Source organism: Jannaschia sp. L-14R (assembly GCF_056857695.1).
Genome location: NZ_JBSXNP010000011.1, coordinates 74518 through 100767, shown reverse-complemented (window position 1 = coordinate 100767; position 26250 = coordinate 74518). Strand labels below are relative to the sequence as shown.

Below are 26250 nucleotides of genomic sequence, written 5' to 3'. Positions count from 1 at the left end.
CCTACACCACCCGTCGTTCGCCAAGCCGTTCGGCAATCAGGCGGCGCAGGCGCGGGCGCAGGTCGTCCATCGTCTGTGCGGCCAGGCCTTCCGCCTCGGCCAGAAGTACGGGATCGTGGCCGGTGCGCGCCAATCCAGCGAGAAAATTGGCCACGAAGCGGGGCGCGATACTCTCGTCCCCCAACAGACGATCCGCATAGGCAAAATCTTCCGACAGGGCGAGGCGATCCGGCTGGACGGTTTCGGTGCCGACAACGCTCAGGCCCTTGGGCCAGTCTTCCGCTGGAAGATGGCGCAGGATGATCTGTTGAAACGTGGCGAGGCTTTCGATGGGTTTTGGCAGAAAGCCGTCGGCCCCGGCGGCGCAGGCCTCCGCCTCCACCTCGTCACGGGGCTGACCGGAGGTGGCGAGCAGGACCGTGGGACGCTGCGTGGCACTGGCGAGACGTGAAATCAGCTCCAGCCCTGAACCGTCAGGCAGGCCCAGGTCGACGATGGCGATCCCGGCGCGATAGGTCAGCAGGTGCCGTTCCGCCGACGCGATGCAGTCGGCCCGGCGGATGCGCGCACCGGACCGCAGGGCCAGCATGCGCACCGCCTCGGACGCGAACCGGCTGTCTTCGACCAACAGGACGGTCTGGCCCAGAAGCGGACGTTGCGGGGTGGGTGCAGGGCGCACCAGCATGTCGGGATCCATCATCGTGCCTCTCCTCATCTTTCGTCTGACAGTTGCGCATTACATCCCTAACGAATGATGAACGGCGCGCGACAAATCGCGCAGGCCGCTTGCGGGGGCCGGGGCCGCATCGCATAACGCCGCACAAAGGCATAAGGGGCGCGACATGATCGGCAAGCTGAACCACGTGGCCATCGCGGTCCCCGATCTGGACGCCGCCGCCGCGCAATACCGCGATACGCTGGGGGCACGGGTGAACCCGCCGCAGGACGAGCCGGACCATGGCGTCACGGTCGTGTTCATCGACCTGCCGAACACCAAGATCGAACTGCTGCACCCGTTGGGCGACGACAGCCCGATCAGTGGGTTTCTGGCCAAGAACCCGTCGGGCGGCATCCATCACATCTGTTATGAAGTGGATGACATCCTGGCGGCCCGCGACCGTTTGATCGCCTCGGGCGCACGGGTGCTGGGATCGGGCGAGCCGAAGATCGGGGCACATGGCAAGCCGGTCCTGTTCCTGCATCCGAAGGATTTCACCGGAACGCTTGTCGAACTGGAGCAGGTCTGATGGGTATATTCTCCGCTTTCGTCCTTTTCGCCATGGTTTGGGCCATGGTCTTCCTGATCGGGCTTCAGGTCGGGCAGGACACGCAGGGCGACCGGGGTGAACGGGTGCCCGGCACCCATGTTTCGTCACCGGTCGAATTCAAACTGTGGCGTCGCGTGGGCTTCGCCACGGCGATCACGCTGGTTCTCTGGGTGCCGCTGGTCTGGTTCATCATGTCCGGGACACTGAGTATCGACGATATGCGTCGTTGGACCGGACGGCCCGAATTCGGCGGCTAGACCCGGTTCAGACGGTGAAACTGGTGCGCGAAACTGGCCGCACCGATGACCGGGACCAGCAGGTTCAGCACCGGCACCGACAACGGGATCGCCATCAGCACACCCATCGCCCAGATGGCACCCCGGTTGCGGCGGCGGAACGCCTGCGCCTCGGCCACGGGCATCCGGCGGAGGGCGACCATCTGCGCATATTCCCGCCCCAGTAAAAACCCGTTCACTGCCCAGAAGATGAACAGCGCGAAGGGCGCGAGAAAGATATAGGCGATCAGGGCCAGAAGGTTCGCGGCAATGACGAGGCCGAGGAACCCGGCACTTTCGCGCAACATCTCGCCCCAGCCCTGATGCCGGGCGGGGGGCAGGTGGGGATAGTGGCGATCCTCGACCGCGTCGACGATCCGGTCGAGGAACAGCCCGGTGAAGGCGGACGCGACCGGCACCATCAGGAAGATCGACGCGATCAGCGTGAAGGGGACAGCGGCCCACCCTGCCGCATTGTCGAGCCAGGTGACTTCGCCCAGCCACGGCAGGGTGACAGAGGGGCCGACAAGGGCCGCTGCGCCCCAGATCAGCAGGGCGGAGAACCCGACCAGAAGTGCCAGCGACAGCCCGACACCGGCAAGCAGGACGCGGCGAAAGCGCGGGTCGCCGAGTTGCGAAATTGCGCGGAGTGCGTCGTCGATCATGCCTCCACCCATGTTGTCAGGGCATCGACGTCCGGTCGCGGGCGGTCGGGCGGCGCGGAGGTCTCGGTGCCCAGAACAATGAAGCCCGCGACGTATTCGGATGCGGCAAGATCCAGCCCCCGTGTCAGCCAGTCACGGTCCGTCGCCATCCAGCCCGACAGCCAGTTTGCCCCCCATCCCGCCGCCAGCGCAGCGTTCACCAGGCCGAGGCAGACCGCCCCGGCGGACAACGTCTGTTCGATGGCGGGAACCTTGTCGGACGGTTGCGGCGATCCGATCACGGCGACCATCGCGGGTGCGTCGGTGAACATTGCACGGGCCTTGGCCAGCTTGTCGGCATCGCGATCCTGCGCCGCGCCCAGCCGCGTCGTCAGATCGGCCAGCCGGATCAGCGCCGCATCCCGCAAGACGATCAGGCGCCAGGGCTCCAGCTTTCCATGATCGGGAACGCGCAGGGCGGCGGTCAGCATCGGTTCCAGTGCCGCGCGATCCGGGGCGGGGGCCACCAGCGTCTTGGCCGGGCGGGACCGGCGGGTCAGCAGGAACGCCGTCACGTCGGGGCGCGGGGTCAGGGGCGGCAGTGCAGTCATCGGGGCATCCTTCGGTTGGCAGGTCATGTCGCCCGCCAAAGGGGCGGTTTCAAGGCCGGAGCGCCAGGGCAACGGCGGCATGTTCCGCCGGAGCCTCGTTTTCGCCGGAGGTGAAACAGGCGACGACGGGTGATCCGGGGCAATCCGGGACGGCATAGACGGCGTTGGCCGAGAATGGACCGCCGCCGGAATGGCCGATAACGCGGCCCGCCGATCCCACGTCGCCGATCATCAGGCCCAGACCATAACCGGCCCGTGTCCACGGTCGGCCGGGGTCGGAGAATGACAGCTGCAGGGCATCCTGCATCTGTGCCAGCGACGGGTCCGACAGGATAGCCCGCAGCATTCGCACGGCATCTGTCGGGCTGCCCATGACGCAACCATGCGCGACCCAGCCGGGGTGATACCCGTTTGCCGCAAAAGGCAGATCGGCGAAATCCTCGACGGATTGTGCAAGGCGCACTGAGGACAGGCCGAGCGGAATGGCCAACCGATCGCGCAGCAAGGTGGCAAGGGGCGTAGCTGTGGCATCTTCCAGCGCCTGCCGGGCCAGCAGATAGCCGATGTTGGAATAGGCGAACCGGGTGCGCGGTGGCGTGCCGGGCCGGTCCGGCGGGACGGCGCGCAGAAAGTCGTCGGCGGACCAGACCGGGTCGGCTGCCATGACGGCGGCCTGATAGGCCCGCAGGAGACCATAATCGCCCAAACCGGCGCGATGCCGGAGTAGATCGCGGATCGTCCACGCCCGGCCGGGACACGGCGCATCCAGCGACAGCTTTCCCCGTGCCGCTGCGTCGACGCAGAGGGCGGCGATAATCGTCTTGCTGAAACTCCACCAAGGAAGGGCGGGGGCGGGGTCTGCGACAAGTGTTCCGTCGGCGTCGAGACGGGCTGTGATGGTAGTCATGCACCGAGGGTTTCAGACGTCCCGATCTGCTGCAAGGGGGACCGTCTGGGCGGGTTTCCGCTGGAAGGTGACGCAGGGGAAGCATCGCGCGCGCCGACGGCCCGCCGTGACTTACCATCGCCTGTGGCACATGCCGGTATCTGGGAGGATCATCATGACGAAGCACATCAGTCATCTGTCGCGCAGGCAGGCCCTTGGCGCACTTGGCGGAGGGGCGGTCGCGCTGACCGCGGTGGCCGCGAATGCGCAATCCACGGCAGTCGAGCCGCTGTCGACCATTACCACGCCGCGCCGCGAGTTCGGCCCCGATGCTGACCCGAACGTGTATTTCTGGGACCCCGATCTGGTTGCGGCTGAGGATGGATTCTGGGGCGTGATGCAGCCCAATGCGTCGATTGAACGGCTCTGGACCGGGGCGCGCTGGGCCGAGGGACCGGCCTGGAACAGCGTCGGAAAATACCTGATCTGGTCCGACATTCCCGAAAACCGGCAGATGCGTTGGCTGGACGAGGACGGACATGTCTCGGAGTTCCGTAAACCGTCGAACAATTCCAACGGCAACAGCTTCGATTATCAGGGACGGCAATTGTCGGCCGAACATCTGACGCGCCGTGTCGTGCGCTATGAACTGGACGGGTCGGTCACGATCCTAGCCGATATGTTCGAGGGTAAGCGGTTCAATTCGCCCAACGATATCGTGGCGCATCCCGATGGCAGCTATTGGTTTACCGATCCGCCCTATGGCGGACAATTGTACGAAGGCGCGCCGGATGCCGCCGGTGGTCCGTCGAATGCGGCCGGATTGCTGAACCCGCGTCTGGGGCAGCCGCCCGAAATCGGCGACTGGAACCGGGAGATGGAGACCGCGACCTATCGCGTCGATGGCTCCGGCACCGTGACGCGCGTGGCGACCGAAGCGGATGCGGCGGACCCGAATGGTCTGTGTTTCTCGCCCGATCAATCGGTTCTGTATATCGCCTCGACCGGCAAGGGTCCGGGCGATACCGGACCGGGCGGCAATGGCGAGATCATAGCGATGGATGTCGCCGCCGATGGCACGTTGTCGAACCGGCGCGTGTTTTCGGACTGCGTGGTGGACGGTATAAAATGCGGGCCGGACGGATTGCGGACGGACGTAGCGGGCAACGTCTGGGCGTCATCGAATGCAGGCCGCAACGTCGGCTATTCCGGGGTGACGATCTGGACGCCGGAAGGCACCTTGCTGGGCCGTATCCGCCTGCCGGAAGTTTGCGGCAATATCTGTTTTGGCGGGCCGAAGCGGAACCGCCTGTTCATGGCCGCATCGCAGTCGATCTATTCGGTCTTTACCGGGACGCAGGGGGCTGGGCCTGCTTGACCCAGCGGGCGCGCGGCCGGGGTCAGGCCCCAGCCGCGCCGTCCACCGGTTTCTTTGATGCCGCCTTTTTTGGCGCCGGTTTTTTGGCTGCGGTCTTCTTTGCCGCCGTTTTCTTCTTGGCGGCAGTTTTTTTCGTCGCCGCCTTCTTATTGGGCGACTTCGCGGCCTTCGCTGCGATCAGTTCCACCGCCTGCGCCATTGTGACGTCTTCGGGCGTCATCTCCTTGGGCAGGGTCGCGTTCACCTTCTCCCATTTGACGTAGGGGCCATAGCGACCTTCCATTACGTTGATGGGGCCACCGTTTTCGGGGTGTTCACCCAGTTCGCGCAGAGGGGCCGCCGCGGCACCGCGCCCGCCGCGTTTGGCCAGCTTTTCGGCCAGCACTTCAACGGCGCGGTTCATGCCGATGGTGAAGATCTCCTCCTCGTCCGGCAGGTTGGCGTAGACCTTGTTCCATTTGACGTAGGGCCCATAGCGCCCGAGGTTTGACTCGATTGGTTCACCGTCTTCAGGATGGGTGCCGACGTGACGGGGCAGGGACAAAAGCTGAAGGGCCTTATCATAGTCGATGGTATCGGGGGCCCAGCTTTTGGGCAGACTGGAGCGTTTGGGTTTCTTGTTTTCGTCCGTCGCTTCGCCCAGCTGAACATACGGCCCGAAGCGCCCGGATTTCAGCCAGACCTCCAGCCCGGATTCCGGCTCCACGCCCAGCATGCGTTCGTCGCCCTGCTGCTCCCCCTCCAGGCCCGGAGGGCCGAAGGGGCGGGTATAGCGGCATTCGGGATAGTTCGAGCAGCCGATGAAGGCCCCCCCGGATCGCGCCGTGCGCATCGACAGGCGGCCCGCCTCGCATTTCGGACACAGGCGCGGATCGGTGCCGTCGCCCTTGTCGGGGAAGATATGCGGCTCCAGCACTTCGTTTATCTTCTCGAGGACTTCGGTGATCCGAAGCTCCGATGTCTCGCCGATGGCCGCCGAAAAGTCGCGCCAGAAACGGGCCAGAACGTCCTTGTAGTCCTTGTCGCCGGCGGAAACCTCGTCCAGTTCCTCCTCCAGCCCGGCAGTGAAGTCATAGCTGACGTAGCGCCGGAAGTAATTCGACAGGAAGACCGTCACCAGCCGTCCCTGATCTTCGGGGAACAGGCGGTTGCCTTCCTTGCGGGCATATCCGCGGTCGACGATGGTCGACAGGATGCTGGCATAGGTCGACGGGCGCCCGATGCCCAGTTCTTCCATCTTCTTGACCAGCGTCGCCTCGGTGTAGCGCGGCGGAGGCTGGGTGAAGCTCTGCTGACCCAGAACCGCGTTCGAGGGGGCCTTGATCAACTGGTTCTCGGACGTCTCATCGGCATAGGCGGCGACTTTCTTGGCCGCATCGCCTTCGTGGATCGCGGGCAGGCGCTTGTCGTCCTCGGAGGTCGCGGCATCGTCGTCGCGGCCTTCGGTATAGACCTTCATGAAGCCATCGAAAATCACGACCTGACCAGTGGCACGCAGTTCGACCTGCTCGTCCTTGTCGCGGATCGTGACGGTCGTGCGTTCCATCCGTGCACCCGACATCTGGCTGGCCAGTGTGCGCTTCCAGATCAGGTCGTAGAGCTGCTTCTGGTCTTTTTCCAGGCGCAGTTCGTCCGCTGCCTTGGTCATGTCGGTCGGGCGGATACATTCGTGCGCTTCCTGCGCGTTCTTGGCCTTGTTCTTGTAGATGCGTGGCTCGGACGGGATGTAGTCCCTGCCGTACCGGGCGGCGATGGCATCGCGCGCCCCGGTCACGGCTTCGGGCGCCATGTCGATACCGTCGGTCCGCATGTAGGTGATATGTCCGGCTTCATACAGGCGCTGCGCCGTCGACATGCAGGCCTTGGCGCCCATGCCGAATTTGCGGCTGGCTTCCTGCTGCAGGGTCGAGGTCATGAAGGGCGGGCTGGGGTTGCGGCTGGCCGGCTTGGCCTCGACTGCCGTGACGGTCAGCGTGCGGCTTTCGACGGCCTGCACGGCGAGTTCGGCCTGCGTCGCGTCGGCCAGATCGAAGCGGTCCAGTTTCTTGCCGGCCAGCGAGACCAAGCGCGCTTCGAAGGTCTGACCACGCGGGGTTTCCAGCATGGCGCGAACCGACCAGTATTCGCGGGCGTCGAAGGCCTCGATCTCCATTTCGCGGTCGACCACGAGGCGCAGGCAGACGGACTGCACCCGGCCAGCCGATTTCGATCCGGGCAGCTTGCGCCACAGGACCGGCGACAGGTTGAAGCCGACCAGATAATCGAGCGCACGGCGTGCCAGATAGGCATGGACCAGCGGCGTGTCGATTTCGCGCGGGCTGGCGATGGCCTCCTGCACGGCTTTCTTGGTGATGGCGTTGAAGGCCACGCGGCTGACCGGCATGTCCTTCTTGATGCCCCGGCGGTTGAGCAGCGCCTCCTGCAGGTGCCAGGAAATCGCCTCGCCCTCGCGATCGGGGTCGGTGGCCAGGATCAGGTTCGGGTCGTCGGCCAGCGCGTCGGCGATGTCCTTGATGCGTTTCTTGCTGTCGGCAGGGATTTCCCAGGTCATGTCGAAACCGTTTTCGGTATCGACGCTGCCGTCCTTGCCGACCAGGTCGCGGACGTGGCCATAGCTGGCCAGGACAGTGTAACCCTTGCCCAGATATCCGTTGATTGTCTTGGCTTTGGCCGGGGATTCAACGACGACGACGGGCATGGGCGGAAACCTCGGACTGTTCGATCTGGGGGGATCTGTCGGCGTGTATTCGGGCCTGTCCCCTTGGGCCGCGGACCATGTGGGGGGCGCCGGGGGATTGTCAATGGCGGCGGTTTCGCCCGTATTCGGAGCGCCGGGGGCGCGTCCCCCATCGGTCAGGGGACGATTTCCGGGGCCATGTCCGGTGCAAGGATCGGGGCGCAGGGGTCAGAGGCGGACAAACCCGCCCCCGGCGCGGCGGGCGATAACGCCGGTCAGTTCCATCTCCGAGAGGTGCGTGGCGAGGTGGCGCGCGGCGACGGTGCCGGTCTGCGACAGGTCGCGCAACAACTGATCTTCCGGCACGGGGACAGGGGACAGGAGCGACAGGATGCGGTCGCGCAGGACCGGGTCTTCGGGAATGGCGGAAACAGGCTCTGGCGGTTGCGCAATGCATTCTGGCGAAGATTCAGGAGCAGGCGCAAGGCTGGCCAGAACCTCCAGCACGTCATCGGCCCCGCGCACCAGTGTCGCGCCATCGCGCAGCAGGATGTTACAGCCCGAGGCCCGTCCGTCGAACGGGTGGCCCGGCACCGCGAGCACATCGCGGCCCTGATCCAGCGCATCGCGGGCGGTGATCATGGAGCCGGATTTGGCCGCCGCCTCGATCACGATGACCAGTTGCGCCACGCCCGACACGATCCGGTTGCGCCGGGGAAAGTCGCGGGCCTGTGGCGACAGGCCGAAGGGTCGTTCCGAAAGGGCGCAGCCCTGTTCGGCGATCTTTGCCGCCAGTTGGATATTTTCCGCCGGATAGACACAATCGAGCCCGCCCGCATGGACTGCGACCGTGCCGCCCGACAGCGCCGCATCGTGGGCGACGGCATCAACGCCGCGGGCCAGACCGGAGGCTACGACGACGCCCGCCTCCGACAGGTCGCGCGACAGTGCCCGAGCCATGCGCAGGGCCAGCGAGGAGGCGTTGCGCGTGCCGACGATGGCGACGGTCGGGCGGGTCAGGATGGACGGATTACCCTGCGCCCAGAGAACCGGGGGAGCCGAAGTTATTTCGGCCAGACGGGCAGGGTATCCGGGCGCACCGAGCGTCAGCAGGCGCGCGCCGTGTTTGCGCGCAGCACGGATCTCGCGGCGGATCGTTGCCTCGTCGGCGACCGTGTAGTCGGCGTCCCCCGCGGCGCGCGCGATATCGGGCAACGCCCCCAATGCGGCCTGCGCGGAGCCGTGTTCGACGATCAGGCGGCGGAAGGTGGCTGGGCCGACACGCCGGGAGCGCGACAGGCGCAGGCGCGAGAAAAGTTCGTCCTGCGACGGCGGGGCGTCGAATAGGGGAATCGGTGCTTCGGCCATGGAATCGGGAAGGTCGAAGGTATCGGGAATCGCGTAATTCATGGACTGCAGGTTGGCAGGTGGATCGTTGAGAATTGGTTAACGCGGCGCGAAGGCGGATGGCAGGGCGAGACTGCCTGGCGCACCGGGGGTCAGGCCGCTGTCAGGTCCAGCCAGGAGCGAGAACGACGTCTCCGACGACCGGCGCAGGCAAGGCAGGACGATCGCGACCGCTCGGGCCGCAAGGCAGACAGGCATAGTGTCGCGCCTCGTCAGGCGACCCGCGTAGACAACAACCGTGAGAAAACGCACTCAAGCGGCCGACCCACCCACTGTCAGACCGCCAATCAGCAATGTTGGCTGGCCGACGCCCACCGGCACCCATTGTCCGGCCTTGCCGCAGTTGCCCATGCCGGGGTCCAGCGCCATGTCGTTGCCGATGGCGCGGATGTTGGTCAGCGCCGTGGCGCCGTCGCCGATCAGGGTCGCGCCCTTGACCGGGTCGCCGACGATGCCGTTCTTCACGCGGTAGGCTTCGGTGCAGGAGAACACGAACTTGCCGTTGGTGATGTCGACCTGTCCGCCGCCGAAGCCGACGGCGTAGATGCCGTCTTTCACGTCCGCCACGATATCGCCGGGCGCCACGTCGCCGCCCAGCATATACGTGTTGGTCATGCGCGGCATCGGCGCGTGGGCATAGGACTCGCGGCGCCCGTTGCCGGTGGGCGCAACGCCCATCAGGCGGGCGTTCTGCCGGTCCTGCATGTAGCCGACCAGAATGCCGTCCTCGATCAGCGTGTTCTTCGCCGATGGCGTACCCTCGTCATCGACGGTAATCGACCCGCGCCGGTCAGGGATGGTGCCGTCGTCCAGCACGGTCACGCCGGGGGCAGCGATGCGCTGACCCATCAGGCCCGCGAAAGCGGACTGGTTCTTGCGGTTGAAATCGCCCTCCAACCCGTGACCGATGGCCTCATGCAGCAGGATGCCGGGCCAGCCCGCGCCCAGCGCGACGTCCATGACACCGGCAGGGGCGGGCACGGCGGACAGGTTCACGACGGCGATGCGCAACGCTTCGCGGGCCAGTCCCTTCCAATGGTCCCGCGCCATCAGTCCGGTCAGTGCCACGCGACCGCCGCCGCCTGCGGTGCCGGACTCGCGGCGGCCGTTTTCCTCGACGATGATCGACACGTTCAGGCGGACCATGGGCCGGGCGTCCGAGACGGATGTGCCCTCGGCGCGCAAAATCTCGACCTCCTGCAGGGACGCGGCCATCGAGGCGCTGACCTGCACCACGCGGGGGTCAAGGGCGCGGGCGTAGGCGTCGATTTCGCGCAGGGTCTCCAGCTTGACGGTGAAAGCCTGCCCGGTGATCGGATTGTCGTCAGTATAAAGCCTGCGGTTGGTGCCCATGGGTGCATCGGCCAGTGTCCCACCGCCGTCGCCGACCGCGAGACGCGCCGTTTCGGACGCACGTTTCAGGGCGCTTTCCGAAATTTCGGTTGAATGGGCATAGCCCGCCGTATCGCCCCGCACGGCACGCAGGCCGAAACCTTCGGACGCGTCATAGCTGGCCGTCTTGACCCGGCCATCATCGAACACGACCATTTCGGACCGGCGGCGTTCGAGGAACAGCTCGCCGTCGTCGGCCCCGGCGAGCGTGTCGCGCAGGATGCCGAGCGCGGCATCGCGGTCCAGCAGGGTGTCAAAGGGACGGAAGGGGGCGTCGGTCATGGTGGATTCCTCGGGCAGGTACAGAGGTCACATAGGGGCAAATGGGCCCGGACCCCAGAGGCAGGCGGGAGAATCGGCGTCCCCGAAACATTAGGAAAGCCGAAGACTTCGTTATCGAGGACACGAATTTCGGGGGGTGGCGCATTTTACGGCGCCGACGACGCGTGTCGGACCCGGGGGTGATCCACGGGTGATCTGCGTCGGACGTCGATTTCCTCTGGCCCGGTTAACAGGATGTGAAGGGTGACATCCTCAGGTCAGTTTCAGAGAGATGGGGTCGGTGTGTTCCGCTGAACGACACGGCGGCATGTCGATTGCGGATCCGGTCGCCGAGGCCGGTCGTCCGTAGCAGGTGCGGCGGCCCTGATAGCCTTGGACCAAAGAATGTCCGGTTCGGGTCCAGAGTGACGAATGCTGCGTGCCGCACGAATGTCAGCTTGACTTCAATCGGCACATAATCGCAGCATAATTCAATATGGTCGATCCTCACGCCAAGTTTACCAAACAACTGAAAACACGAGAGATAAGTTAATGCATCCAACAGAAAAAATCGTCCGCCTGTTTCATGAGTCGTGGGGTATGCGCGATCCCGATCGCGGCGCAGAGATCATATCTGAAGATTGCGACTTTGAAGATATCGCGCGTCAAGAAAAACTGACAGGCAAGGAGGCGTATAAGGACGACTACTATCGATGGCGGGAGGCTTTCCCCGACGGTCTTTGTGAAGTTGAAAACGTCATTGTCAGTCAATGCGGAGAATGGGCAACCGTTGAGTTTCGCAATACGGGTATTCACGCTGGTATTTTGCGCTCCAGTCTCGGAGATTTCCAACCAACCGGAAAAAAGGCTGAGGTTCGTTACTGTTCCGTGATGAAAGTGAAAGACGGAATGGTGGTTGAAGGCCGAGATTACTACGACAGCGCAACGATTGCCCGCCAACTAGGGTTAGTTGAATGACCTCTTAGTCGCTGCACGGATGCAACCAACTTTCTATCTGACCTCACGACGGATCAAGAAACGGAAGCAGACTTTCATGAGAAGAATGTAGGTGGCAGGTATGTCCGCAGAGCGGACAGACCCCTTCCGTGAACCTTCGTGAACCTTGTCGTCAAAAGCGCGTCGAGGTGTCCCGCAAAAGGGTGCGACACATGACCTCCGGGGCCTTGCGGAGTCGGGTCTGGATATGGTCTTACCCATCGTGAACACGAACGGGGCCGTTGCCTGCCCTGCCACGACAGACAGGATAGACATCATGAAGATGCGCAATCTGAAGGCCCTTGGCTTTGCCGCCGCCGCAACCCTGACCGCGCTGCCCGCCACGGCCCAGTCCATTCTGGGAGATCTGCCGATCATCGGCCAGCCGCAGCCCGGTGGCATCGGCTTCCAGCCCGCGGCGACCTCGCTGGCCGAGGAAGTCCACTGGCTCGATGGGTTTCTTCTTGTGATCATCACCGTGATCGTGCTGTTTGTGACCGGCCTGATCCTCTGGGTGGTGTTCCGCTATAACCGGAAGTCCAATCCCGAAGCAGCGGAGTTCACTCATAACTCGCCCCTGGAGATCGCCTGGACGGTCGTGCCGATCCTGATCCTTGTGGTCATCGGAGCGTTCTCGCTGCCGGTCCTGTTCGACCAGCAGCGCATTCCCGAAGGCGACGTGGTTGTGAAGGTCACCGGCTATCAGTGGTACTGGGGATATGAATACCCCGACGAGGAAGGTGTCGAGTTCTCCAGCTACATGATCGGCGCGGACGCCGGAAACATGATGACACCCGAGGTCTCGGCCCAACTGACGCAGGCCGGGTACACCGACGACCAGTTTCGTCTGGCAACCGACACGGCAGTCGTCGTGCCGGTGGGCAAGACGATCGTGATGCAGGTCACCGGTGGCGATGTGATCCATTCGTGGACCATCCCCGCGTTCGGCGTGAAGCAGGATGGTGTCCCCGGACGTCTGGCCCAGCTCTGGTTCCGAGCAGACCAGGAAGGCATCTACTTCGGGCAATGCTCGGAGTTGTGTGGTATCGCCCATGCCTACATGCCGATAACGGTCAAGGTCGTGTCGGAAGAGAAATACGCCGAATGGCTTGCCGCCGTGAAAGCCGGCGAAATCGAAACCTGGTAAGCCGCGAAAGGACGCCCGTGTGACCGACCTTTCGCTTCATGCCGCGACCGAAGACAGGCCCGCCCCGGACGAGGCGAGCCTGCGCGACTTCTGGCAGCTTCTCAAGCCGCGCCTGATGTCCCTGTCGGTGTTCACCGCGCTGGTCGGCATGCTGGTCGCACCGGGTGGCGTGCATCCGTTCATCGGCGCGACCTCGATCCTGTGGATAGCTGTCGGGGCCGGGGCGTCGGGCGCGCTGAACATGTGGTTCGATGCGGATATAGACCGGGTGATGAAACGGACCCGCAACCGCCCCATTCCGTCGGGGCGCGTGGCACCGTCGAGCGCTCTGGCGCTGGGGCTGTTTCTGGCGATTGTCTCGGTGGTGATGCTGGACCTGACTGCGAACTGGGTGGCAGCAGCCTGGCTGGCCTTCACGATCTTCTTCTATGTTGTCATCTATTCCATGTGGCTCAAGCGAACGACCTCCTGGAACACGGTCATCGGCGGTCTGGCGGGGGCGTTCCCCCCGATGATCGGCTGGGCCGCCGTGACCGGCAACACGCCCATCGAGGCGTGGCTGATGGTGGGTCTGATCTTCATGTGGACGCCGCCGCATTTCTGGGCCCTCGCCCTGTTCGTCAAGACTGACTACCATGCCGCGCGCATTCCGATGCTGACCGTCACGCACGGGCGGGCCGAAACGCGCCGTCAGGCCTGGTTCTGGTCGCTGGGTCTGGCTGTGGTCTCGCTGCTGGCTTCACTGTCGTCCATCGGCGGTCCGATGACATTGGTTGTGGCATTTGTGCTGAACGGAGTCTTCCTGAAGCGCGCCTGGGATATGCGGCACCGCACCGACCCCGATTGCGAGGCCGATGGCCACGCCGTCGAACGCGGTCTGTTCAAGTGGTCGCTGGTCTATCTTTTCGCACATTTTGCAGTCTTCGTGGCCGAGGCCGCGCTGGGCCCATACGGAGGCTGGTGATGCACCAGGACCACGAACTACACACCCGCCGCAAGGGCCGGAACTTCGGCATTCTTGGCGTGCTTTTTGCTTTCGTCGTGCTGATTTTCGGGCTGACCGTCGTGAAAATCCAGACCGGCACCTATGCCGAGGCATTCGACCATGTGGTCCGTCCGGAACTGGTGCCGAGCGAGGCATCCGAATGAGGCGCTGGTGGCGCAATCTGACGGCCAACGGTCGTGTCGTCGCGTTGACGGTTTCAACCGTGATCGGCATGGGCGCGATGGGCTGGGCGGCGGTGCCGCTTTATGACCTGTTTTGCAGGGTTACTGGTTTTGGCGGCACGACGGCCCGCGGGGTCGCTTCGTCAGGCGAGGTTCTGGACAAGACCGTTCTGGTGCGCTTCGACGCCAGCCGCGCGCGTGACATGCCGTGGGAGTTCAAGCCGGTCCAGAGATCCATGGAGGTGCAGATCGGGGAGACCTACCTGGCCTTCTACGAGGCGACGAACCCCACTGACGAGCCGGTTGCCGGAACCGCCAGCTTTAACGTGGCACCCTATACGGCGGGGCCACATTTCGTGAAGATCGCCTGTTTCTGTTTCGAGGAACAGGTTCTCGACCCCGGCGAAACCGTCACGATGCCTGTCACCTTCTATGTCGACCCCGCCATCGTCGACGATCCGGAAGCGAATGGCATCCCCGAGATCACCCTGTCCTACACCTTTCATGTGACGGACTTGCCTGAAGACTACGCCGCGCTTAACAGCGATCCAACGGCTGCGCAGACCAACTGAGAGGCTTGACCCATGGCCCACGCCAAAAACCACGACTATCATATCCTTCCGCCCTCGATCTGGCCGTTCATCGGTGCTGTTTCGGGCTTCTTCATGCTGATCGGGGCCGTCCTGTGGATGAAGGGTTCGGGCCCATGGCTGTTCGCCGCGGGCTTCGTCGGCATCCTGGGCGTCATGTTCGCGTGGTGGTCGGACGTCATCAAGGAATCGCTGGACGGCGACCACACACCCGTCGTCCGCATCGGACTGCGATATGGGTTCATCTTCTTCATCATGTCCGAAGTCATGTTCTTCGCAGCATGGTTCTGGAGCTTCTTCAAACATGCCATCTATCCGATGGGTCCGGACTCGCCCGCAGTTGACGGTGTCTGGCCGCCTGTGGGGATTGAAACCTTCGATCCCTGGCACCTGCCGCTGATCAATACGCTGATCCTGCTGCTCTCGGGCGCGGCGGCGACCTGGGCGCATCATGCACTGGTTCATGAAAACAACCGGCAGGACATGAAATGGGGCCTGATCCTGGCCATCGCGTTGGGTGCGGTGTTCACGACGTTCCAGATCTATGAATACAGCAACGCGGCCTTCGGTTTCGCCGGTAACATCTATGGCGCGAACTTCTTCATGGCGACGGGCTTCCATGGATTGCACGTTTTCATCGGGACGATCTTCCTCGGGGTCTGTCTTCTGCGGCTTCAGGCCGGTCACTTCACGCCCACCAAGCATATCGGCTTCGAAGCAGCGGTCTGGTACTGGCACTTCGTCGACGTGGTCTGGCTGTTCCTGTTCGCGGCCGTCTACGTTTGGGGCGGCTGACCGTCTGACACGTCGATATGGTTCAACGACGGCGCGGGGGTTCCCGCGCCGTCCGCCGTTTGAAAGGTTGATATGCGCCTGATCCTTCCCCTTCTGTTCGGTCTCGCCGGTTTTGTCGTGCTGGCAGCGCTCGGCCTGTGGCAATTGCAGCGGATGGAGTGGAAACAAGGCGCCATCGCCGAAATCGAAGCCAGGATCGGGGCAGATCCCGTCCCGGTTGCCGCCGTTCTCGACCCCGAGACCGATAACTTCCGGCCGGTCATCGTAGAGGGTCGTATTTCCGGTCCGCCGATCCGTGTTCTGGGTGCATGGCGGTCCGCAGGCAGCGGTTTCAAGGTGATCGTGCCGCTGCAAACGGCACAACGGACCTTGATGGTCGATCTTGGTATCGTCCCGCTGGAAACATCGACCGAAGCCCTGCGCGCCCGTCTGCCCGAAGGTCCGATCCGGGTGACCGGCAATCTGAACTGGCCTGACGACCTGAATGCGGGCACGCCGTCCCCCGAAGGCGATATCTGGTATGCCCGCGATGTGCCGACCCTGGCCCCGGTGATGGGAACCGATCCGGTCATGGTGGTCGCGCGCGACGTGACACCGCCTGCCGGACCCACGCCTGTTCCGGTGGGGGTCGAGGGCATTCCCAACAACCACCTGGGATACGCGGTCCAATGGTTCGGATTGGCGCTGGTCTGGCTGGGGATGACACTGTTCCTGCTGTGGCGTATCAGACGCCGCACTCTCTGAAGGTCCGATCGACATGCGCTACATTTCCACCCGTGGTCAGGCCCCCGTCCTGGGGTTCGAGGACACCATGCTGACGGGCCTTGCCCGCGACGGCGGTCTGTATGTCCCCGAGGCATTGCCGACCCTGTCCAAAGGCGACATCGCGGCCCTGGCAGGCCTGCCGTATGAAGAGGTCGCGGTCCGCGTGATGGCGCCCTTCGTGGCCGAAGCCTATGACGAGACGACCTTCGGCGATCTGGTTGAAAAGGCTTATGCCGGGTTCGGTCACGACGCCCGCGCGTCTTTGGTCCAACTGGGTGCGAACCATTATCTGCTTGAACTGTTTCACGGTCCGACGCTGGCGTTCAAGGACTTCGCCATGCAGCTTATCGGCCAGATGTTCCAGCACACGCTGGCGCGGCGCGGCGAGCGGGTGACCATCGTGGGCGCCACGTCCGGCGATACCGGATCGGCGGCGATCGAGGCGTTCCGGGGGTTGGAAGCGGTCGACGTCTTCATCCTGTATCCGCATGGCCGGGTCAGCGAGGTGCAGCGCCGTCAGATGACGACGCCTGACGAAGCGAACGTCCATGCGCTGGCCATCAGCGGCCATTTCGACGACGCGCAGGCCCGCGTGAAGGATATGTTCAACGATTTCGACTTCCGGGATCGGGTGGCGCTGGCGGGGGTCAATTCGATCAACTTTGCCCGCGTTCTGGCGCAGGTCGTCTATTATTTCACCGCCGCGACCGCCCTTGGCGCGCCACACCGCGAGGTCAGCTTCACCGTGCCGACCGGCAATTTCGGCGATATTTTCGCGGGCCATATCGCCAAGCGCATGGGCCTGCCGATCAACAAGCTGGTCGTGGCGACCAACCAGAATGACATTCTGCATCGCTGCCTGACGACCGGCGAATACCGGAAAGGCAGGGTCGCACCGTCGATTTCGCCCAGCATGGATATTCAGGTCAGCAGCAATTTCGAACGCGCGCTGCACCTGGCCTATGGCGGCGACGGCGCGGCCATCGCACAACTGATGGAGGAGCTGAAATCCGGTGGCTTCACCGTATCGCAAGGCGCGCTGCAGGCCTTGCAGGAGGTCTATGCCTCCGGTGCCGCATCCGAGACCGAGACCAGCGCCGCCATCACCGACATGCTGTCCCGCACCGGCGAATTGCTCTGCCCCCATACCGCCGTCGGTACCCATGTCGCCGAAGCGTATCTCGGGGATACGCCGATGGTGACCCTGGCCACGGCGCACCCCGCCAAGTTTCCCGACGCGGTGGAAGCCGCCACCGGCATCCGGCCGCCGCTGCCGCCCCGGATGGCCGACCTGTTCGACCGTCCCGAGCGGATCACCCCTGTCGATAATGACCTCCACGCCATCGAGGCGATCATTGAAGAGCGTCGCGCATGAGCACTCAACTTCACCGCCTGTCCAATGGCTTTCGCGTCGTCACCGAGCACATGCCGGGCCTGCAATCGGCCAGCGTCGGCATCTGGGTCAGTGCGGGTGGCCGTCACGAGGCCATCGAGCAGAATGGCATCGCGCATTTCCTTGAACACATGGCGTTCAAGGGCACGGCGCAGCGCAGCGCGCTGGATATCGCCGAACAGATCGAGGATGTCGGCGGCTATATCAATGCCTATACCTCGCGCGAGGTGACGGCCTTTTATGCCCGCGTTCTGAAGGATGATGTCGCTCTGGCTGCGGAACTGATCGCCGACATCGTACTGAACCCGACTTTCGATCCCCGAGAGATCGAGATCGAGCGCGGCGTCATCCTGCAGGAAATCGGGCAGGCGCTGGACACGCCCGATGACATCATCTTCGACTGGCTGCAGGAAGCGGCCTATCCCGCGCAGCCCATGGGTCGCACGATATTGGGACCGAGCGAGCGAGTGTCGGCCTTCGACCGTACCGATCTTCAGACCTTCACGGCACAGAATTACGGCCCCGGCCAGATGATTCTCGCCGCTGCCGGGGCGGTCGATCACGATGCGCTGTGCCGCATGGCCGAAGACCTGTTCGGCCATCTGCCCGCACGCCCGCAGGCCGTGCCGCAGGCCAGCTTGTTCAAGGGCGGCGAATTCCGCCAGATCCGCGATCTGGAACAGGCGCATCTGGCATTGGGCTTCGATCAGCCGGGGTATCGCGACGACGCCATCTATGCGGCGCAGATCTTCGCCGGTGCGATGGGCGGCGGCATGTCGTCCCGCCTGTTTCAGGAAGCGCGGGAAAAGCGCGGTCTGTGCTATACGATCTTTGCCAGCATCGGTGCCTATTCCGACGCCGGAATGCTGACGGTTTACGCCGGCACCGGGGCCGAGGATGTAGGGGATCTGGCGCGCCTGACCATCGACGAGTTGAAGCGCTCGGCTGAAGACATGACCGAAGTCGAGGTCGCCCGTGCCCGCGCGCAGATGAAATCCGGTATGCTGATGGGACTGGAGTCGCCGTCCAGCCGGGCCGAACGCCTGGCCCGCGTCGTGGCCGTCTGGGACCGGGTGCCGCCGCTGTCGGAAGCCATCGAGAAAATCGATGCGGTGGATGTCGCCATGGTCCGCGCCCATGCCGAGGCGCTGACCGCGACCGTTCCCGCGCTGGCGCTCTATGGTCCGGTCGAGACCGCCCCGGACGCCGATGTATTGCGCCAAAGGCTGGCCGCGTGATTTTCGGCCCGCTGCGCAAGCCACGTATCCAGACCGAACGCATGGTGCTGCGCTTGCCGCAACATTCCGACTATCGCGACTGGGTCGGCCTGCGCGAAGGTAGCGCCGGGTTCCTGCAACCCTGGGAGCCGGAGTGGGCCTCGGATCACTTGTCCCGCAAAAGCTTCACCAACCGGGTTTACTGGGCCAGCCGCAGCTATGGTCAGGGGTCGGCACTGGCGCTTTTCCTGACGCGCCTGTCCGACGATGCTGTGCTGGGCGCGATCACGCTGGACAATGTGCGGCGCGGGCCCGCGCAATCCGGCACGCTGGGCTATTGGATCGGACAGCAGCACGCACGACAGGGCTATATGCGCGAAGCGATCCTGGCCGTCAGCCACCATGCCTTCGCGCGCCTCGACCTCAGCCGTCTGGAAGCCGCCTGTCTGGAGGAAAACATGGCGTCGCGCGGTCTGCTGGAGCGGTCGGGGTTCAAATACGAAGGCGTTGCCCAAAGCTATCTTCAGATCGCCGGACGGTGGCGCAATCATGTGCTCTACGCGATGCTGCGATCCGATCGGCGCGGCCGGGCCTGAGCCGACGTCAGGTCCCGACGACGGGCGAAAGCGTCGCACCGGGTTGGCGACGCACAGCCTGAGACCGGATTCGCATATCGTCCGCAATGCGTTCATTGTCAGCACCGTCAGGGCGGCGGTGCATTCGGTTGCTTTCATCGGGCGTCCTTGCTTGACTGACTTGCGGCGGGGCAGGTCAGCCGTCCGACAATGGTCAGGTAATCGTCGAAACATGCGTTGCATCTACGGATGGCCCGTCCCTGCGCTGACCGCCAGTCCGAAGGAGAATGCCGATGATTCGCCTGCTTTTCTGTTTCATGCTGCTGCCGGTTGCGGCCATCGCGCAAGATCGACGGCCCAGTCATTGCATCGCCATCGCCGAGGCATCGGGCGTCGAATACTTGCAATATGCCGCATTTGCCGATCCGCTGGATGACTACGCTGTTCGTCTGAATTACGTCGATCACTCCATGTTCCTGATCGAGACGCAGGGCGGCCTGCGCGCGGTGACGGATTACAACGGATTCATCGGATCGACCCGTTTGCCGGACATCGTGACGATGAACCGCGCGCATATTTCGCATTGGACGCCAACCCCGGACGCCGCCATTCCGTATGTCCTGCCGGGCTGGTCCGAAACCGTGGGCACGCCGGTCGGCCATTACCTCGATCTGGGCGAGATGCTGGTGCGCTCGGTGTCGACCGACATTCGCAGCAGCGCCGCGGGGGTGGAGCGGAACGGCAATTCCATTTTCGTCTTCGAGGTCGCGGGCCTGTGCATCGGTCATCTGGGGCATCTGCATTTCGAGCCAAGCGCCGAACAATATGCTGCCCTGGGTCGTCTGGATGTGGTCATGGCCCCTGTCGATGGCGGACTGACGGTCGATCTGCCGACCATGATCCGGGTGTTGCAGCGGCTGCGATCCTCTGTTGTGATCCCGATGCACTGGTTCGGACCGGCAAGTCTGGAAGTGTTCATTGCCGGGATGGAAGCCGACTTTGACATCGACCGTCGCGATGAAAGCTTCCTTGAAGTTTCGCTGAACAGTCTGCCAGGCCGCCCGACCGTCGTCGTGCTGCGCCCCTCCTACCTGACGGAGCCGTGATGAAGGATACCCCGACTGAAACGCTGACCACGGCGAAAGGCACCTTTGCCGACGGATTGCGGAACCGCCTGCCTGCCGCGGCCTTTCGCGAACTTGAACCACGTTACCTGGAGGAGCCGCGCGGTCGATGGGCCGGGACGGACGGCTTGTTGCTGGCCCCTGCAACCACCGAGGAAGTCGCGATCATTATCAAGGCGGCGCAACAGGCGCGGGTCGCCGTTATCCCTTACGGTGGCGGGACCGGGCTGGTCGGCGGACAGGTCAGCTCCGACCTTCCCGCTCCGGTCATCCTGTCGCTGGAGCGTCTCAACAAGGTCCGCAACGTCGATCCGGTGGAAAATGCGATGACGGTCGAAGCGGGCGTCATCCTGCAACAGGCGCAGGAGGTCGCCGAGGAGGCGTGCCGCCTGTTCCCTCTGACCATCGCATCGCAGGGCAGTGCGCGGATCGGTGGTATCCTGTCGACCAATGCGGGCGGCGTGAACGTCCTGCGCTATGGCAATGCGCGCGATCTGTGTCTGGGTCTCGAGGCCGTCCTGCCCGACGGCAGTATCCTGCACGGGCTCTCGCCGCTGCGGAAGAACAACACCGGCTATGACCTGCGCCATCTGCTGATCGGAGCAGAGGGAACGCTGGGCGTTATCACGGCAGCGACGCTCAAGCTTATGCCACGGCCGGTTCGGACCGGGGCGGCGATGATGGCGATCCGCGATCCTGCCGCGGCGCTGGATCTTCTGAACATGGCTCGTGACCGGATCGGCGAAGGTGTGTCTGCTTTTGAATTGATCGGATGTATGGGTCTCGATTTTCTGGCGGAGACAATGCCCGAGGTCCGTCTGCCGCTGGGTCGGCCCGAATGGTCGGTCTTGATTGATCTGGGGCTTGGGGCGTCGGGCGACCCGGCGGCGGCATTGGAAGGGTTGTTCGAGGCGGCCTTCGATGCGGGTCTGGTGACCGACGGTGTGATTGCGCAATCCGAAGGCCAGCGGCACGACTTCTGGACGGTGCGCGAATCGATCCCCGAGGCCAACCGCCGGATCGGATCGATCAGCAGCCATGACATTTCGGTTCCGATTGCATCGATTCCCGATTTCATCCACGACGGCACCGGCGTGATCGCAAAGATCGGCGATTTCCGCATCAACTGCTTCGGCCATGTCGGCGACGGCAACTTGCACTACAATGTCTTTCCGATGTCAGGTCGGTCGCGGTCCGACCACGACGACCAGCGCGATGCGATCAAGACCGCGGTTCATGACCTGACCCATTCCTATGGCGGGTCGGTCAGTGCGGAACACGGTGTCGGACGTTTGAAGGTGGGAGACATGGAAACCTACGTCGATCCTGCCAAGCTGGCCGCCATGCGCGCGATCAAGGCGGCGCTGGATCCGGCCGGGATCATGAATCCGGGGGCTGTCTTGCGGCGGGCGGGTTGATAGACGGTCCAGCCTGACACGAAATTCTATCGTCCAATCGAAGGCAGAGGCTGCTTCTGGAGCGGTCTGTGACCGAAAGCGATTCCTGAACAGAACCTGCCTGCGAATCGTTCTGATCTATCTGAAGAAGAGCATTGGAGCAGTTTCCAGCTGGGTCGACCGGCCAAAAGGTCGCGTTAACCTATTGCTGGCAGGGCGGATTTACGAAAGCGCAAGCCTGAATGAGAGTGCGCCCTGTCGGGGGGGACAGGGCGCATTTTGGGGGAATGGGTGGTGTCTGCTAAACTCCACACTTCGAGATTGCGCCCAAATCGTTAACAAAGTGTTTACGCCGGTCGAAATCTGCCTCTGCGTCCTATTTTCCGTCGAAATCGCACAACGTATGGATCGGCATTCCCATGTCTTCCAGCACGGCGCGCCCGCCCAGATCCGGCAAGTCCACGACGAAAGCGCAGCCGATGATCTTGGCACCCAAACGCTCCAGCAGCGCGATCCCCGCCTTGGCGGTGCCCCCGGTGGCAAGCAGGTCATCGACCATCAACACCCGCGCACCCGGTTGCAGCGCGTCGCGGTGCACTTCGACTGTCGCGGTGCCGTATTCCAGCGCATATTCCTGTTCATAGGTCGCGGCCGGCAGCTTACCTTTCTTGCGGATCGGAACGAAACCGGAGCCCAGCTGATGCGCCACTGCCCCGCCCAGAATGAATCCCCGCGCCTCCAACCCTGCCACGACGTCGATCTTCTCCCCGGTGAACGGTGCCACCAGCTGATCGACACACAGCCGCATGCCGCGTGCGTCGGCGAACAGGGTCGTCACATCGCGAAACAGGATTCCCTTGTGCGGGAAATCCGGGATGGTGCGGATATAATCTTGGACGGTCTTATTCTGCATGAACTCAACTTTCTTCGGAGTCGGCGGCGGCGGCGATGCCGGTCGGGGCATCCTTGTGGGCTGCGCCTGTCGTCTTGGTCGACGGCACAACGGTTGCGGGGGAATAGTGGCGACGCAGGGCCATGGCATCCTGACCTTCCAGCCGGACGACGGAGTTGCTGTCCTCGGAGAACAGCGACCGGCGATAGGCAGGGCTGCGGATATCGGTCATCAGGCCGAGGCCCTGGACGACCTCCTCCAGCAGGACCGAGGCGATTTCCCGTCGACGGGCCTTGACGCTGACTGCGATCAAGGCCTCGCGGATCATACCGTTGCGAACCCGCAGCGCGACACGGCCCAAAGGCAGAACGGCACCGTCCAGGTCGGGGACGCCCGTGTCTTTCATCACCTCGCCCGGCGGGGTGGCCACGACATGAACCTCGATATCCGCAGGACCGTCCGACCGCGTTATCGTGACCCCGATGTCGAGTGCGTTGATCTGCGCCACGGCCTCGTCCAGCCCGCGTTCGTAAAGCGCGCGCTGCCAATCCTGCAGCGCGTCGGTCACCGACGCCAGCGTTACGGTCAGGTGGTCCCGTTTGGCATCGGGCCAGCGCAGGAACGGCTTGCGGCATTGCCCCCCCGGTCGCGCCGCACAGGCGACCGCCCGATAGAAGTCGTCGTCATCCAGCGGGCCCGCGATCTCCACGAACTCCTGCGCCGACAACACGCCGGGCAGCGCCAGGAAAAGTGCCACAAGTTTCACAGAACCCGCCCCGCGATGGTCTTCATGCGGTAAACCATGGCCGGATCGCGCATGTCAGGCGCGGTCATGATCGCGTGGTCCAGCGCATGATCGCAGCCTTCGGAACAGGTGGCGTCGGTCAGCATGCCGGGCAGGGCCGCAACCATTTCGGCGGCCCGCCCGACGTTTCCTTGCAGCGTTCTCAGGATGTCGGTGATCTGGACGCTGCCATGATCGGGGTGCCAACTGTCGAAATCGGTGATCATTGCGACGCTGGCATAATGCAGTTCCGCTTCGCGGGCCAACCGGGCTTCAGGCATGTTGGTCATGCCGATGACGTCGCAGCCCCATTCGCGATACAGACGGCTTTCCGCCACGGTCGAGAATTGCGGCCCCTCCATCGCCAGATAGGTTCCGCCTTCGTGGACCGTGGCCCCCGCACCGCGCGCGGCATCGGCGCAGGCAGCGGACAACAGGGGGCACACCGGATGCGCGATGGACACATGCGCGACAAGGCCAGGACCGAAAAACGACGCCGCGCGCTGAACGGTCCGGTCGATGAACTGATCGACGATGACAAAATCACCCGGTGCCATGTCGTCACGGAACGATCCGGTGGCCGAGACAGACACAAGATGCGTGACCCCGGCCGCCTTCATCGCAGCGATATTGGCGCGATAGGGCACCGAGGAGGGCGTATGGACATGCCCCCGCCCGTGGCGCGGCAGAAATACCATCGCTGTGCCGTCCAGCATACCGTGCAGGAGCGCATCGGACGGCGCCCCCCACGGTGTATCCAGCGCCCGCCATTCGGCATTCTGCAAGCCATCGACCTGATAAAGGCCCGATCCTCCGATGATCCCGATGACCGCCATGCGTCACTCCTTGTTGGTTCGGGGCAACTTAGCAGCGCGGGGGCCGGGGGGAAGGGATCAATCGCTGCCGCGCAGGCCGGGGGCTGTCCCCAGCGGTAAAACCCTGCTAGGCGGCGACCAAACCTGACCTTCACGAAAGACCTTACCCTTGAGCAGCTCCCTGCTGGCAAGATTTGCCGACCGTTTCGATGGGCCCGATCTGCGAGTCGCGCCGACCTCTGTCCTGTCCGCCTCCGTCCTGCGGGTCGAGGTGCTGGCCGGCCTGACCGTGGCGCTGGCCCTGGTGCCCGAAGCCGTGGCCTTTGCCTTCGTCGCCGGAGTCGCGCCGCTGGTGGGCCTTTACGCGGCCTTCATCGTTGGTCTGATCACCGCGCTGATCGGAGGGCGTCCCGGCATGATTTCGGGGGCCACGGGTGCCCTGGCCGTTGTCATGGTCAGCCTCGTCGCGGCCTACCCGCCGGGCGTCGGGGTGCAATACCTGTTCCTGACCGTGATCCTGATGGGTCTGATCCAGATTTTCGTGGGCATCATGCGCTGGGGCAAGTTCATCCGCCTTGTGCCGCACCCCGTCATGCTGGGCTTTGTGAACGGACTGGCCATCGTGATCGGCAAGTCGCAGATCGACTTTTTCAAGACCGCCGATGGCACGTGGATGCCGACCGGGCAACTTGTGATGGTGCTGGCCTTGGTGGCACTGACCATGGTGGTGATCTGGGGCCTGCCCAAGTTAACCCACGCCATACCGGCGCCACTGGCCGGTATCGGTATCACCGCTGGCGTCGTCATTATCTTCGGTCTGCCGGTGCCCAACGTGGGTGATCTGGCGTCGATTGCGGGCGGCCTGCCGACATTCGGTCTGCCCGATGTGCCGCTGAACTACGATACGCTGACGGTGATCCTGCCCTATGCAGTGATTCTTGCCGCCATCGGATTGATCGAGTCGCTGCTGACCCTGAACCTCGTGGGGGAAATCACCGGCCAGCGTGGCGGCGCGTCGCAGGAATGTATCGCCCAGGGTGCGGCCAATACCGTGACCGGCTTCTTCGGCGGCATGGGCGGCTGCGCGATGATCGGACAGTCGATGATCAACGTGAAGTCCGGCGGGCGCACGCGCATCTCGGGTGTGGCGGCGGCGCTGTTCCTTTTGACCTTCATCCTGGTGGCCAGCCCGCTGATCGAGGTGATCCCGCTGGCGGCGCTGGTCGGCGTCATGTTCATGGTGGTGATCGGGACGTTTGCGTGGAACTCGATCAAGATCCTGGCGATCGTGCCGCGCATCGACGCTGCCGTCATCATCCTGGTGACGATCGTGACGGTGATGACCGACCTCGCCATCGCGGTTGTCGTGGGCGTTATCGTCTCGGCACTGGCCTACGCCTGGCAGAACGCGACCCGTATTCATGCCAAGGCGCACGTCACGCCCGAAGGTGCGAAGGTCTATGCGGTGCAAGGACCTCTGTTCTTCGGATCGGCCACCGGCTTCATCGAGATGTTCGACCCCGCCAATGACCCGTCGGTCGTGATTGTCGATTTCGCGGACAGCCGGGTCGCCGACCAGTCCGCGTTGCAGGCCATCGAAGCCGTCGCCGCCAAGTACGAAGCTGCGGGCAAGTCGATCCAACTGCGTCACCTGACCCGCGATTGCCACAAACTTCTGACCCGCGCGGGCCACCTGATGGTCGATAGCGACGACGATCCGGATTACGCTGTCGCCGCCAACTATAGCGTGCGGACGGGCATTCTGGGCGGCCACTAGCCACCAGCGCGAACGGC

Annotated in this window: 26 protein-coding genes; 16 read left to right on the top strand and 10 right to left on the bottom strand. The window is 63.9% G+C overall.

Annotated features, from left to right (window positions below; translation table 11 throughout):
* Nucleotide 1 precedes the first annotated feature (1 nt).
* Entirely contained in the window at nucleotides 2-700 is a 699-nt protein-coding gene (locus tag AC13C2_RS13135; RefSeq protein ID WP_339640162.1) for a response regulator, read from the bottom strand.
* A gap of 142 nt (nucleotides 701-842) precedes the next feature.
* Here AC13C2_RS13135 and mce point away from each other — a divergent pair, with 142 nt between their 5' ends.
* Together mce and AC13C2_RS13125 are read left to right on the top strand one after the other, a co-directional pair.
* Entirely contained in the window at nucleotides 843-1247 is a 405-nt protein-coding gene (mce, locus tag AC13C2_RS13130; RefSeq protein ID WP_092760428.1) for a methylmalonyl-CoA epimerase, read from the top strand.
* A complete protein-coding gene (locus tag AC13C2_RS13125; RefSeq protein WP_482887074.1) occupies nucleotides 1247-1525 on the top strand; it encodes a DUF1467 family protein in 279 nt (92 codons plus the stop codon). The genes mce and AC13C2_RS13125 overlap by 1 nt, the downstream gene beginning before the upstream one ends.
* Here the strand turns inward: AC13C2_RS13125 and AC13C2_RS13120 are convergent.
* The 3 genes from AC13C2_RS13120 to AC13C2_RS13110 are packed head-to-tail and all read right to left on the bottom strand — an operon-like array spanning nucleotide 1522 to nucleotide 3705.
* Nucleotides 1522-2208: an EI24 domain-containing protein gene (locus AC13C2_RS13120; protein WP_482887073.1), complete on the bottom strand. Its 687-nt coding sequence runs from the start codon at nucleotides 2206-2208 to the stop codon at nucleotides 1522-1524. The two genes, AC13C2_RS13125 and AC13C2_RS13120, sit on opposite strands and share 4 nt — an antisense overlap.
* Nucleotides 2205-2798 carry a nitroreductase family protein gene (locus AC13C2_RS13115; protein WP_092760434.1) on the bottom strand — a complete coding sequence of 198 codons (594 nt, stop codon included), beginning with the start codon at nucleotides 2796-2798 and terminating at the stop codon, nucleotides 2205-2207. The genes AC13C2_RS13120 and AC13C2_RS13115 overlap by 4 nt, the downstream gene beginning before the upstream one ends.
* A 49-nt stretch (nucleotides 2799-2847) precedes the next feature.
* Nucleotides 2848-3705 carry a serine hydrolase domain-containing protein gene (locus AC13C2_RS13110; protein WP_482887072.1) on the bottom strand — a complete coding sequence of 286 codons (858 nt, stop codon included), beginning with the start codon at nucleotides 3703-3705 and terminating at the stop codon, nucleotides 2848-2850.
* Nucleotides 3706-3859: 154 nt separating this feature from the next.
* Here AC13C2_RS13110 and AC13C2_RS13105 point away from each other — a divergent pair, with 154 nt between their 5' ends.
* Nucleotides 3860-5062, top strand: a complete 1203-nt coding sequence (locus tag AC13C2_RS13105; protein ID WP_482887071.1) for an SMP-30/gluconolactonase/LRE family protein — start codon at nucleotides 3860-3862, stop codon at nucleotides 5060-5062.
* Nucleotides 5063-5084: 22 nt separating this feature from the next.
* Here AC13C2_RS13105 and topA read toward each other — a convergent pair whose 3' ends face one another.
* The 3 genes from topA to tldD all read right to left on the bottom strand — a co-directional run bounded on the left by topA (nucleotide 5085) and on the right by tldD (nucleotide 10820).
* Nucleotides 5085-7760: a type I DNA topoisomerase gene (topA, locus tag AC13C2_RS13100; protein ID WP_482887070.1), complete on the bottom strand. Its 2676-nt coding sequence runs from the start codon at nucleotides 7758-7760 to the stop codon at nucleotides 5085-5087.
* 207 nt (nucleotides 7761-7967) lie between these two features.
* Nucleotides 7968-9107: a DNA-processing protein DprA gene (dprA, locus tag AC13C2_RS13095; protein WP_339640225.1), complete on the bottom strand. Its 1140-nt coding sequence runs from the start codon at nucleotides 9105-9107 to the stop codon at nucleotides 7968-7970.
* 291 nt (nucleotides 9108-9398) lie between these two features.
* Nucleotides 9399-10820 (bottom strand): metalloprotease TldD, encoded by a 1422-nt coding sequence (gene tldD / locus AC13C2_RS13090; RefSeq protein ID WP_474522420.1) that lies wholly within the window; start codon nucleotides 10818-10820, stop codon nucleotides 9399-9401.
* Between the two features lie 531 nt (nucleotides 10821-11351).
* Between tldD and AC13C2_RS13085 the strand changes: the two genes are divergently transcribed.
* The 12 genes from AC13C2_RS13085 to AC13C2_RS13030 all read left to right on the top strand — a co-directional run bounded on the left by AC13C2_RS13085 (nucleotide 11352) and on the right by AC13C2_RS13030 (nucleotide 21986).
* The gene (locus tag AC13C2_RS13085) at nucleotides 11352-11777 is read left to right on the top strand and encodes an ester cyclase (RefSeq protein WP_482887069.1); all 426 of its coding nucleotides are present in this window, start codon (nucleotides 11352-11354) and stop codon (nucleotides 11775-11777) included.
* A 295-nt stretch (nucleotides 11778-12072) separates the two neighbouring features.
* Nucleotides 12073-12942 carry a cytochrome c oxidase subunit II gene (gene coxB, locus AC13C2_RS13080; protein ID WP_474522417.1) on the top strand — a complete coding sequence of 290 codons (870 nt, stop codon included), beginning with the start codon at nucleotides 12073-12075 and terminating at the stop codon, nucleotides 12940-12942.
* A gap of 19 nt (nucleotides 12943-12961) precedes the next feature.
* Entirely contained in the window at nucleotides 12962-13906 is a 945-nt protein-coding gene (cyoE, locus tag AC13C2_RS13075) for a heme o synthase (RefSeq protein ID WP_339640148.1), read from the top strand.
* Nucleotides 13906-14091: a hypothetical protein gene (locus AC13C2_RS13070; protein WP_339640146.1), complete on the top strand. Its 186-nt coding sequence runs from the start codon at nucleotides 13906-13908 to the stop codon at nucleotides 14089-14091. Before cyoE ends, AC13C2_RS13070 begins: the two co-directional genes overlap by 1 nt.
* Entirely contained in the window at nucleotides 14088-14681 is a 594-nt protein-coding gene (locus AC13C2_RS13065; RefSeq protein ID WP_339640145.1) for a cytochrome c oxidase assembly protein, read from the top strand. The genes AC13C2_RS13070 and AC13C2_RS13065 overlap by 4 nt, the downstream gene beginning before the upstream one ends.
* Nucleotides 14682-14693: 12 nt before the next feature.
* The gene (locus AC13C2_RS13060) at nucleotides 14694-15494 is read left to right on the top strand and encodes a cytochrome c oxidase subunit 3 (RefSeq protein ID WP_482887068.1); all 801 of its coding nucleotides are present in this window, start codon (nucleotides 14694-14696) and stop codon (nucleotides 15492-15494) included.
* Between the two features lie 72 nt (nucleotides 15495-15566).
* The gene (locus AC13C2_RS13055) at nucleotides 15567-16238 is read left to right on the top strand and encodes an SURF1 family protein (RefSeq protein WP_092760452.1); all 672 of its coding nucleotides are present in this window, start codon (nucleotides 15567-15569) and stop codon (nucleotides 16236-16238) included.
* 13 nt (nucleotides 16239-16251) lie between these two features.
* Complete coding sequence (gene thrC / locus AC13C2_RS13050) at nucleotides 16252-17634, top strand: threonine synthase (RefSeq protein WP_482887067.1); 1383 nt, start codon at nucleotides 16252-16254, stop codon at nucleotides 17632-17634.
* Complete coding sequence (locus tag AC13C2_RS13045; RefSeq protein WP_482887066.1) at nucleotides 17631-18890, top strand: M16 family metallopeptidase; 1260 nt, start codon at nucleotides 17631-17633, stop codon at nucleotides 18888-18890. Before thrC ends, AC13C2_RS13045 begins: the two co-directional genes overlap by 4 nt.
* Nucleotides 18890-19465: a GNAT family N-acetyltransferase gene (locus tag AC13C2_RS13040; protein WP_339640221.1), complete on the top strand. Its 576-nt coding sequence runs from the start codon at nucleotides 18890-18892 to the stop codon at nucleotides 19463-19465. Before AC13C2_RS13045 ends, AC13C2_RS13040 begins: the two co-directional genes overlap by 1 nt.
* A 272-nt stretch (nucleotides 19466-19737) precedes the next feature.
* A complete protein-coding gene (locus AC13C2_RS13035; RefSeq protein ID WP_482887065.1) occupies nucleotides 19738-20550 on the top strand; it encodes an MBL fold metallo-hydrolase in 813 nt (270 codons plus the stop codon).
* Nucleotides 20550-21986: an FAD-binding oxidoreductase gene (locus AC13C2_RS13030; RefSeq protein ID WP_482887064.1), complete on the top strand. Its 1437-nt coding sequence runs from the start codon at nucleotides 20550-20552 to the stop codon at nucleotides 21984-21986. Before AC13C2_RS13035 ends, AC13C2_RS13030 begins: the two co-directional genes overlap by 1 nt.
* Nucleotides 21987-22341: 355 nt before the next feature.
* Here the strand turns inward: AC13C2_RS13030 and AC13C2_RS13025 are convergent, their stop codons facing one another.
* Genes AC13C2_RS13025 through AC13C2_RS13015 form a run of 3 tightly spaced genes read right to left on the bottom strand, consistent with a single transcriptional unit; the run spans nucleotide 22342 to nucleotide 24477 of the window.
* A complete protein-coding gene (locus tag AC13C2_RS13025; RefSeq protein WP_482887063.1) occupies nucleotides 22342-22878 on the bottom strand; it encodes an adenine phosphoribosyltransferase in 537 nt (178 codons plus the stop codon).
* Nucleotides 22879-22882: 4 nt separating this feature from the next.
* Complete coding sequence (locus AC13C2_RS13020) at nucleotides 22883-23614, bottom strand: DUF2927 domain-containing protein (RefSeq protein ID WP_482887062.1); 732 nt, start codon at nucleotides 23612-23614, stop codon at nucleotides 22883-22885.
* Nucleotides 23615-23619: 5 nt separating this feature from the next.
* Nucleotides 23620-24477, bottom strand: coding sequence for an S-methyl-5'-thioadenosine phosphorylase (locus tag AC13C2_RS13015; protein ID WP_339640129.1), 858 nt, complete (start codon nucleotides 24475-24477; stop codon nucleotides 23620-23622).
* 148 nt (nucleotides 24478-24625) lie between these two features.
* On the opposite strand from AC13C2_RS13015, the gene AC13C2_RS13010 reads away from it, so the two are divergent.
* Nucleotides 24626-26233 (top strand): SulP family inorganic anion transporter, encoded by a 1608-nt coding sequence (locus AC13C2_RS13010; protein ID WP_482887061.1) that lies wholly within the window; start codon nucleotides 24626-24628, stop codon nucleotides 26231-26233.
* Nucleotides 26234-26250: the final 17 nt, after the last annotated feature.

Bases quoted from the DNA above. Each gene is read 5' to 3' on its own strand.
- AC13C2_RS13135 (WP_339640162.1), bottom strand. From the start codon at position 700: ATGATGGATCCCGACATGCTGGTGCGCCCTGCACCCACCCCGCAACGT.
- mce (WP_092760428.1), top strand. From the start codon at position 843: ATGATCGGCAAGCTGAACCACGTGGCCATCGCGGTCCCCGATCTGGAC.
- AC13C2_RS13125 (WP_482887074.1), top strand. From the start codon at position 1,247: ATGGGTATATTCTCCGCTTTCGTCCTTTTCGCCATGGTTTGGGCCATG.
- AC13C2_RS13120 (WP_482887073.1), bottom strand. From the start codon at position 2,208: ATGATCGACGACGCACTCCGCGCAATTTCGCAACTCGGCGACCCGCGC.
- AC13C2_RS13115 (WP_092760434.1), bottom strand. From the start codon at position 2,798: ATGACTGCACTGCCGCCCCTGACCCCGCGCCCCGACGTGACGGCGTTC.
- AC13C2_RS13110 (WP_482887072.1), bottom strand. From the start codon at position 3,705: ATGACTACCATCACAGCCCGTCTCGACGCCGACGGAACACTTGTCGCA.
- AC13C2_RS13105 (WP_482887071.1), top strand. From the start codon at position 3,860: ATGACGAAGCACATCAGTCATCTGTCGCGCAGGCAGGCCCTTGGCGCA.
- topA (WP_482887070.1), bottom strand. From the start codon at position 7,760: ATGCCCGTCGTCGTCGTTGAATCCCCGGCCAAAGCCAAGACAATCAAC.
- dprA (WP_339640225.1), bottom strand. From the start codon at position 9,107: ATGGCCGAAGCACCGATTCCCCTATTCGACGCCCCGCCGTCGCAGGAC.
- tldD (WP_474522420.1), bottom strand. From the start codon at position 10,820: ATGACCGACGCCCCCTTCCGTCCCTTTGACACCCTGCTGGACCGCGAT.
- AC13C2_RS13085 (WP_482887069.1), top strand. From the start codon at position 11,352: ATGCATCCAACAGAAAAAATCGTCCGCCTGTTTCATGAGTCGTGGGGT.
- coxB (WP_474522417.1), top strand. From the start codon at position 12,073: ATGAAGATGCGCAATCTGAAGGCCCTTGGCTTTGCCGCCGCCGCAACC.
- AC13C2_RS13070 (WP_339640146.1), top strand. From the start codon at position 13,906: ATGCACCAGGACCACGAACTACACACCCGCCGCAAGGGCCGGAACTTC.
- AC13C2_RS13065 (WP_339640145.1), top strand. From the start codon at position 14,088: ATGAGGCGCTGGTGGCGCAATCTGACGGCCAACGGTCGTGTCGTCGCG.
- AC13C2_RS13060 (WP_482887068.1), top strand. From the start codon at position 14,694: ATGGCCCACGCCAAAAACCACGACTATCATATCCTTCCGCCCTCGATC.
- AC13C2_RS13055 (WP_092760452.1), top strand. From the start codon at position 15,567: ATGCGCCTGATCCTTCCCCTTCTGTTCGGTCTCGCCGGTTTTGTCGTG.
- thrC (WP_482887067.1), top strand. From the start codon at position 16,252: ATGCGCTACATTTCCACCCGTGGTCAGGCCCCCGTCCTGGGGTTCGAG.
- AC13C2_RS13045 (WP_482887066.1), top strand. From the start codon at position 17,631: ATGAGCACTCAACTTCACCGCCTGTCCAATGGCTTTCGCGTCGTCACC.
- AC13C2_RS13035 (WP_482887065.1), top strand. From the start codon at position 19,738: ATGATTCGCCTGCTTTTCTGTTTCATGCTGCTGCCGGTTGCGGCCATC.
- AC13C2_RS13030 (WP_482887064.1), top strand. From the start codon at position 20,550: ATGAAGGATACCCCGACTGAAACGCTGACCACGGCGAAAGGCACCTTT.
- AC13C2_RS13025 (WP_482887063.1), bottom strand. From the start codon at position 22,878: ATGCAGAATAAGACCGTCCAAGATTATATCCGCACCATCCCGGATTTC.
- AC13C2_RS13015 (WP_339640129.1), bottom strand. From the start codon at position 24,477: ATGGCGGTCATCGGGATCATCGGAGGATCGGGCCTTTATCAGGTCGAT.